This window comes from Pseudomonas gingeri (genome assembly GCF_013386165.1).
GTDB lineage: Bacteria > Pseudomonadota > Gammaproteobacteria > Pseudomonadales > Pseudomonadaceae > Aquipseudomonas > Aquipseudomonas gingeri_C.
Window position 1 is genome coordinate 345,772 of sequence record NZ_JACAOS010000003.1, and the last position, 6,515, is coordinate 352,286.

6 protein-coding genes and 1 pseudogene are annotated in these 6,515 nt (G+C 59.8%); 4 read left to right on the forward strand and 3 right to left on the reverse strand.

The window, feature by feature from the left end:
- Together HX866_RS06090 and HX866_RS06095 are read left to right on the forward strand one after the other, a co-directional pair.
- Complete coding sequence (locus HX866_RS06090) at nt 1-789, forward strand: ABC transporter ATP-binding protein (protein ID WP_177138536.1); 789 nt, start codon at nt 1-3, stop codon at nt 787-789.
- On the forward strand, nt 782-1,819 hold the full coding sequence (locus HX866_RS06095; RefSeq protein WP_177138537.1) for an ABC transporter substrate-binding protein: 1,038 nt from the start codon (nt 782-784) through the stop codon (nt 1,817-1,819). The genes HX866_RS06090 and HX866_RS06095 overlap by 8 nt, the downstream gene beginning before the upstream one ends.
- Before the next feature lie 10 nt (nt 1,820-1,829).
- Here HX866_RS06095 and HX866_RS06100 read toward each other — a convergent pair whose 3' ends face one another.
- Nucleotides 1,830-2,732, reverse strand: coding sequence for a LysR substrate-binding domain-containing protein (locus HX866_RS06100; RefSeq protein ID WP_177138538.1), 903 nt, complete (start codon nt 2,730-2,732; stop codon nt 1,830-1,832).
- A gap of 105 nt (nt 2,733-2,837) precedes the next feature.
- Here HX866_RS06100 and HX866_RS06105 point away from each other — a divergent pair, with 105 nt between their 5' ends.
- Nucleotides 2,838-4,235, forward strand: a complete 1,398-nt coding sequence (locus HX866_RS06105; protein WP_177138539.1) for an MFS transporter — start codon at nt 2,838-2,840, stop codon at nt 4,233-4,235.
- Nucleotides 4,232-5,506, forward strand: a complete 1,275-nt coding sequence (locus HX866_RS06110; RefSeq protein WP_177125951.1) for a glucarate dehydratase family protein — start codon at nt 4,232-4,234, stop codon at nt 5,504-5,506. The genes HX866_RS06105 and HX866_RS06110 overlap by 4 nt, the downstream gene beginning before the upstream one ends.
- Nucleotides 5,507-5,536: 30 nt before the next feature.
- Here the strand turns inward: HX866_RS06110 and HX866_RS06115 are convergent, their stop codons facing one another.
- Both HX866_RS06115 and HX866_RS06120 read right to left on the reverse strand, forming a co-directional pair.
- Nucleotides 5,537-6,028, reverse strand: coding sequence for a GNAT family N-acetyltransferase (locus HX866_RS06115; protein ID WP_177091889.1), 492 nt, complete (start codon nt 6,026-6,028; stop codon nt 5,537-5,539).
- 94 nt (nt 6,029-6,122) lie between these two features.
- A pseudogene (locus tag HX866_RS06120) lies at nt 6,123-6,515 on the reverse strand (hypothetical protein); the annotation flags it as partial.

Sequence of the window (6,515 nt, forward strand, 5' to 3'; positions counted from 1 at the left end):
ATGTCGACTATCGAACTTTCGGACGCGTCGAAAACGGCGCCGGTACAACTGCGCAACGTGGTACGCCAGTTTGGTCAGCAACGGGTCATCGATGGTCTGGACCTGGACATCGCACCGGGCGAGTTCGTCGCTTTGCTCGGGGCCAGTGGTTCCGGCAAAACCACCTTGCTGCGCAGCCTGGCCGGTCTCGATAGCATCGACAGCGGCCAGTTGCGGGTGCCCAAGGCGCGCGCGGCGGTGTTCCAGGAGCCTCGGTTGATGCCGTGGAAACGCGCCTGGAAGAACGTGATCCTCGGGCTGCGCGTCCCGGATGCGAAGGCGCGAGCGGTGCAGGCTCTGACGGAAGTCGGGCTGGCCCACCGACTGGAGGCCTACCCGGCAACACTCTCCGGCGGTGAAGCGCAGCGGGTAGCGTTGGCCCGTGGCTTGGTGCGTGAGCCGAAGTTGTTGTTGCTCGATGAGCCGTTCGCCGCACTCGATGCCTTGACCCGGATTCGCATGCATCGGCTGATCATCGAGTTATGGCGTAAACACACACCGGCGGTGCTGCTGGTCACTCACGACGTGGACGAAGCCATCCTGTTGGCGGATAGGGTAATCGTGCTGGCCAACGGCAAGATCGCCGAACAGTTGACCATCGACCTGCCGCGCGCCCGTGACACCGGGCAGGACGGTTTTCAGGCGATTCGTGCACGGCTGTTGAGCCTCTTGGGGGTTGAGGTGGAAACCGCAGCGCTGGGCGAACGTCAGGCCACCCACGGCAGCGTTCGGCGTTTTGCCCATGGTTGAGGCATTGAACCGACCGATTCGCTTCTGGAGATCCGCGTTGTTGCTGGTGTCGGGCGCCGCGTTGTTACTCAGCGGCTGCGGCGATGCTGTCGAGTCCAAAGCCAGTGCCCAAGCCGACTTGTCCGGTGTCACGCTGATACTGGGTGATCAAGCCAAGGGTTTGCGCACGGTGGTCGAGGCGGCCAATGCGCTGGAGGGCATCCACTACAAGGTCCAGTGGGCGAACTTCCAGGGGGCCGCGCCGTTGTTCGAGGCCTTGCGTGCCGGGGCTGTCGACTTGGCCCCGGCCGGCGATACGCCAGTGCTCGCGGCTGCAACCGGCGGCGCGCCTTTGCGCATCGTCGCGGTGCGGCGTAGTCAATCCAGGGGGATCGCCATCCTCGTCCCACCGGATTCGCCTATTCACAGCGTGGTGGATCTGAAGGGTCGCAACGTGGTGGTGTCGTCGGCTCGCGGCAGCATTTCCCAATACCTGTTGATTCGTGCCTTGGCCAATGCCGGTGTGGCCGAGAAGGACGTCAACGTCGGTTTTGTCCTGCCGACCGACGCTTTGTCGGCGTTCAATGCCAGGAAGATCGAAGCGTGGGCCACGTTCGGTATCTATCAGGCGTTCGCCGAGCAGCAGGGGGCCCGGGTGCTGATCACTGGCGAAGGCATCAACACCGGGCTGACGTTTATCACCGCTTCCGATGAAGTCCTGGCTGACCCGCTCAAGCGCAAGGCCCTTAGCGATGTGCTGCAGCGTTTCGCCAAGGCCTTCGAATGGGCCCGGCAAAACCCCGACGAGTACGCCCGGGCCTTCGCCAAGGCCAACGATGTTTCGCTTGAGGTCTCGCAAAGGCTGCGCAGTTGGGGCGACGAGTCGTTGTTGCCGGTCGAGCCGCGGGATGTTCAGGCGTTGCAGCAGGTCGATGATCTGTTCGTCGAGAAGAAGATCTTTCCCCATCGAGTCGACGTGGAGAAATTCACCGATGCGCAGGTGTTTTCGAACGAATCACTGGCGCTGAGTCCATCAGCTGCTGCTCAATAAAACCCGGCGCTCATGCTCCCCAGCCATCGTGCGCCGCTTTTCGAATCCCCTCCAGCAGCATTGCAAACGCCGGGTTGTCATTGTTCTCGCGCCAGATCAAATGCAACTCGCTTTGCACGCCTTCACCCAGGTCGATGGTACGAAACACCACGTTCTTGAACACCACGCTGGTGGCGCAACGCGGCACCAGGGCCAAGCCCATTCCGGCGTTGACCAGAGCCAGGATGGTCAGCGAGGAACCGAGCCATTGCACGTATTGCGGGGCGACGCGGGCGGAGCGGAGCATGCCGGTCAGCAGTTCGTTGAAGGGCGGGTAGGCCGAGTGGGAGTACATCAGAAAGGGTTGCGCATCGAGGTCCTGGACGGACACGGTTTCAGCACTGGCCAGCGGATGATTGCTGGGCACGGCCAACACGAAGGGTTCACGCACCAGGCATTCGGTGGTGTAGCCAGGCTCCAGCAACGGCGCGCGGACGATACCCAGGTCAATACGGCGAGCCCGTAGGGCTTCATGCTGTTGGTAGGTGTTCATTTCCGACAGCTCGATTTTGACGTGGGGCTGTTTGAGCCTCGCCTCGGCGATGACCTTGGGCAGGAATTCATACACGGCACTGCCGACGAAGCTGATATTGACCGAGCCGATGTCCCCTTCGGCGAAACGCCGGGCGGTCACGGCAGCTTGCTGGGCGCGCTCCAGCAGGTTCTGGGCCTCGATGAAGAAGGCGCGGCCTGCGGCAGTCAGGGCGACACTGCGCGTCGTGCGGGCAAACAACTCGACACCCAGGTGATGTTCCAACAGTTGGATCTGTCGACTGAGGGGCGGTTGCGTCATGTTCAGCCGTTCGGCGGCACGACGGAAGTTGAGTTCGGTCGCCACGGTGGTGAAGCAGCGCAGTTGCGTGAGTTCAAACATTGATCTAATCCAGGTATCAATCGAATGCCAAGTTAGATTAGACGGGATCAATGTGGGCGTCCATGATCGGTTTGTCCCTAAAAAAACAATGATCGGGAGTCGCCCTTGAATACCCTGCTGAGTCCGCCGGACCCGAATGTATTGGCCCGAGCCGCGGCCAAGGTGAAGCGCCATGTGCTGCCGCTGTTCGTGGTGATGTTCATCGTCAACTACATCGACCGGGTCAACATCGGCTTCGTGCGCAGTCATATGGAAACCGACCTGGGCATTGGCGCTGCGGCCTATGGCCTGGGCGCCGGGCTGTTTTTCATCGGTTACGCGATATTCGAAGTCCCCTCCAATATGTTGCTGCAACGCTTCGGTGCGCGCGTCTGGCTGACACGTATCATGTTCACCTGGGGCGCCGCGGCCATGGCCATGGCCTTTGTTCGCGGTGAAACCAGCTTCTATGTGCTGCGTTTCGTTCTCGGCGCCGCCGAAGCGGGGTTTTTTCCCGGCATCATTTACTACTTCACTCAATGGCTGCCATCGTCGGAGCGGGGCAAGGCCATGGCGATCTTCCTCAGTGGCTCGGCCGTTGCTTCGGTGATTTCCGGCCCGGTGTCCGGTGCATTGCTGAGTGTCAGCGGTTTCAGCCTGCATGGCTGGCAGTGGATGTTCCTGATTGAAGGTTTCGCCTCCATCGTGCTCTGCGGTTTTGTCTGGTTCTGGTTGCAGTCCCATCCACGGGAAGCGAAATGGCTGAGCGCGGAAGAAAAGGCCGCGCTGACAGGCGCGATCACTCTGGAGCAGCAGGCCCGGGAAGCCGCGCTGACGGTCAAACCGTCGATGTTCAAACTGCTGGCGGACAGGCAAATCGCGTTGTTCTGCTTCATCTACTTCTCCATTGCCTTGACCATTTACGGTGCCACTTTCTGGCTGCCGAGCATGATCAGGAAAATGGGCAACATCGGCGACTTCCACGTCGGCCTCTTCAACTCGATTCCGTGGCTCATTTCGATCATTGCGATGTATGGCTTCGCCGCCATGGCCAGTCAGTGGAAGCACCAGCAGGCCTGGGTGTCGTTGACCTTGGTGATTGCCGCGTTCGGCATGTTCATGTCCACCACTGGCGGGCCGATCTTCGCGTTCGTCGCTATCTGTTTTGCCGCGATTGGTTTCAAGGCCGCCTCGGCGTTGTTCTGGCCGATTCCGCAAGGCTATCTGGATGCACGTATCGCCGCTGCGGTGATTGCCTTGATCAACTCCATCGGCAACCTCGGTGGTTTCGTCGCGCCGACCGCATTCGGTTTCCTGGAGCAGACCACCGGTTCCATCGAAGGCGGGCTTTATGGCCTGGCTGCCACCTCACTGGTGGCGGCGGTGGTGATCTTCTTCGCGCGGACGACACCGCGTGGCGAAACCTTTGGCTCGCAGGCCGATAAACCCGCCGAGAACGTGGCGCCGAAAACCTCTATCAGTCATCAAGCCTTGAGCCTAGGCCCACAGGGAGCAGCCTCTTGAAAATTAAACGTGTCACCGTCACCCCCATTGCCTTTCGCGATCCGCCGCTGCTCAACGCCAGCGGCATTCACGAGCCCTTTGCCCTGCGTTCGATCATCGAGGTCGAGAGCGACAATGGTTACATTGGCCTGGGGGAGAGCTACGGCGACGCCCCGGCACTGGCGATCCAGCAGCAGCTCCAGGACAAGCTGATCGGCCTCGACCCGTTCAATCTCAATCAGCTGCGAGCCATTGTGCAGGCCACCGTGGCGGCGAACAAAACTACCAGCCTCGCTGGCGCGGAACTGGCGCCTGGCTCCCATGCCAGTAAAGCGGTGAGCAACGCCTATTCGGCGTTCGAAGTGGCCTTTCTCGATTTGCAGGCACACTCGTTGAATGTACCGTTGGTGGATTTGCTGGGCGGTGCGATTCGTGACGAGATCCCGTTCAGTGCCTATCTGTTTTTCAAGTACGCAGAGCATGTCGACTCACCCTACCGACCGGACAGCTGGGGAGAAGCGCTGAACGAAGAACAGATCGTGGCCCAGGCGCGGCGCATGATCGAGACCTATGGTTTCAAGAGCATCAAGCTCAAGGCCGGCACGCTGGAGCCGGAGCATGAGGTCTCTTGCATCAAGGCGCTGAAAAAGGCGTTCCCGGGTTATCCGCTACGGATCGACCCGAACGGCAACTGGTCCCTGGAAACATCCATTCGCATGGCAGAATTGCTGGGTGATGACCTGCAATATTACGAAGATCCGACGCCGGGCCTGGAGGGCATGTCCGAACTGCACAAACGCACGGGGCTGCCGCTGGCGACCAATATGGTGGTCACCGACTTTGAAGAGTTTCGCCGCAGCGTTGCCTTGAACAGCGTGCAGATCGTGCTCGCCGACCACCATTACTGGGGCGGTTTGCGGGACACACAGGTGCTGGCCAAAATGTGCCAGACGTTTGGCCTTGGCGTGTCCATGCATTCCAATTCGCACTTGGGGATCAGCCTGATGGCCATGGCCCATGTCGCGGCCTCGGTGCCCAACCTCGATTACGCCTGCGACACGCATTACCCCTGGCAGGAACCGGATGAAGAGGTGATCAAGGGCGGCAAGCTGCCGATTGTCGATGGCTGCGTGAAAATCACCCGCGCCCCCGGGTTGGGCCTTGAGTTGGATCACGAGCAACTCGGCAAGCTGCATGACCAGTACCTGACCTGCGGTATCCGACAGCGCGATGATGTGAAACAGATGCGGCGTTACAAGCCGGACTGGAGAGCGCTCAAACCACGTTTCTGATGCCCGACTTCAGGCAGCGGCGAGTGGGTGTTAGAGCGCCATGACCATCTCATGCCACGCCATTCCACCGTGGTCGGACGGCGAGGGCTGAACGTAGCGATAGCCCATGCGCTCATACAGCGCCACGTGCTGCTCCTTGCACATCAAGTGGATGGTTTTCTTGTCCAGCGCCTGCATGCGCTGGACGAACTCGCGCATCATCCGCGTGGAGTGGCCTTTGCCCTGCTGCGCGGGGTCGAGGACCACGGACATGATCACCACGTTCGGCGCATCGGCTGAATGCCCCACCAGTTCCTTGAAGGCCTCATCAGACATCACCACCTCGTGGGCGCAGCCACTGTTGATGAAACCGATGACCTCACCGCCATCCTCCAGAATCAGAAAACCCTGTGGGTACTGGGCGATGCGCGTCGTGATCTTCTCCAGGGTCGCGGCTTCGTCACCTTCGTATGCACACGACTCGATTTGATAGCAGCGTGAAGCGTCCGACGGCAGGGCATTACGAAAGCTGAGGGTGGACATTGCGGTTCCTGGCTGTGGGGTGGGGCTTGATGGGAACGAGTCCCCTGGCGTGGCGGAGCACGTTTTCTGACGCGCTATCGCGGTCAACCAAACGTTATTTGCCAGCGATGTAGTCGAAGGCTGTTTTAGTCAGTGGGAGCACTAAAGCGACGATGATAATACCGAACTGCCAATTCACGAGCTTGAATTTCGATTCGTTCTCTTTATTGGAGGCCTCTAATTTGACATTGGAGGCCTCTAGTTTGACGCCGAGCATCTGAATAGCATTGTCATGTTTTTCCCCGATTTTGTTCATTGCCGTTTCCTGCGCTTTGATGGCTACCCGTAGCTCATTGCCTTGATCCTTGATCTCGTTACGAAGCTCGTGGCTTTGCTTTTCCATCGCCATCCAGAACTCATGGCTCTGTTTTTCCATTGCGCAGCGAAATTCGCTGCCTTGTTCTCTGATTTCGGCACGAAGCTCGCTGCTCTGTTTTTCCATTGCGCG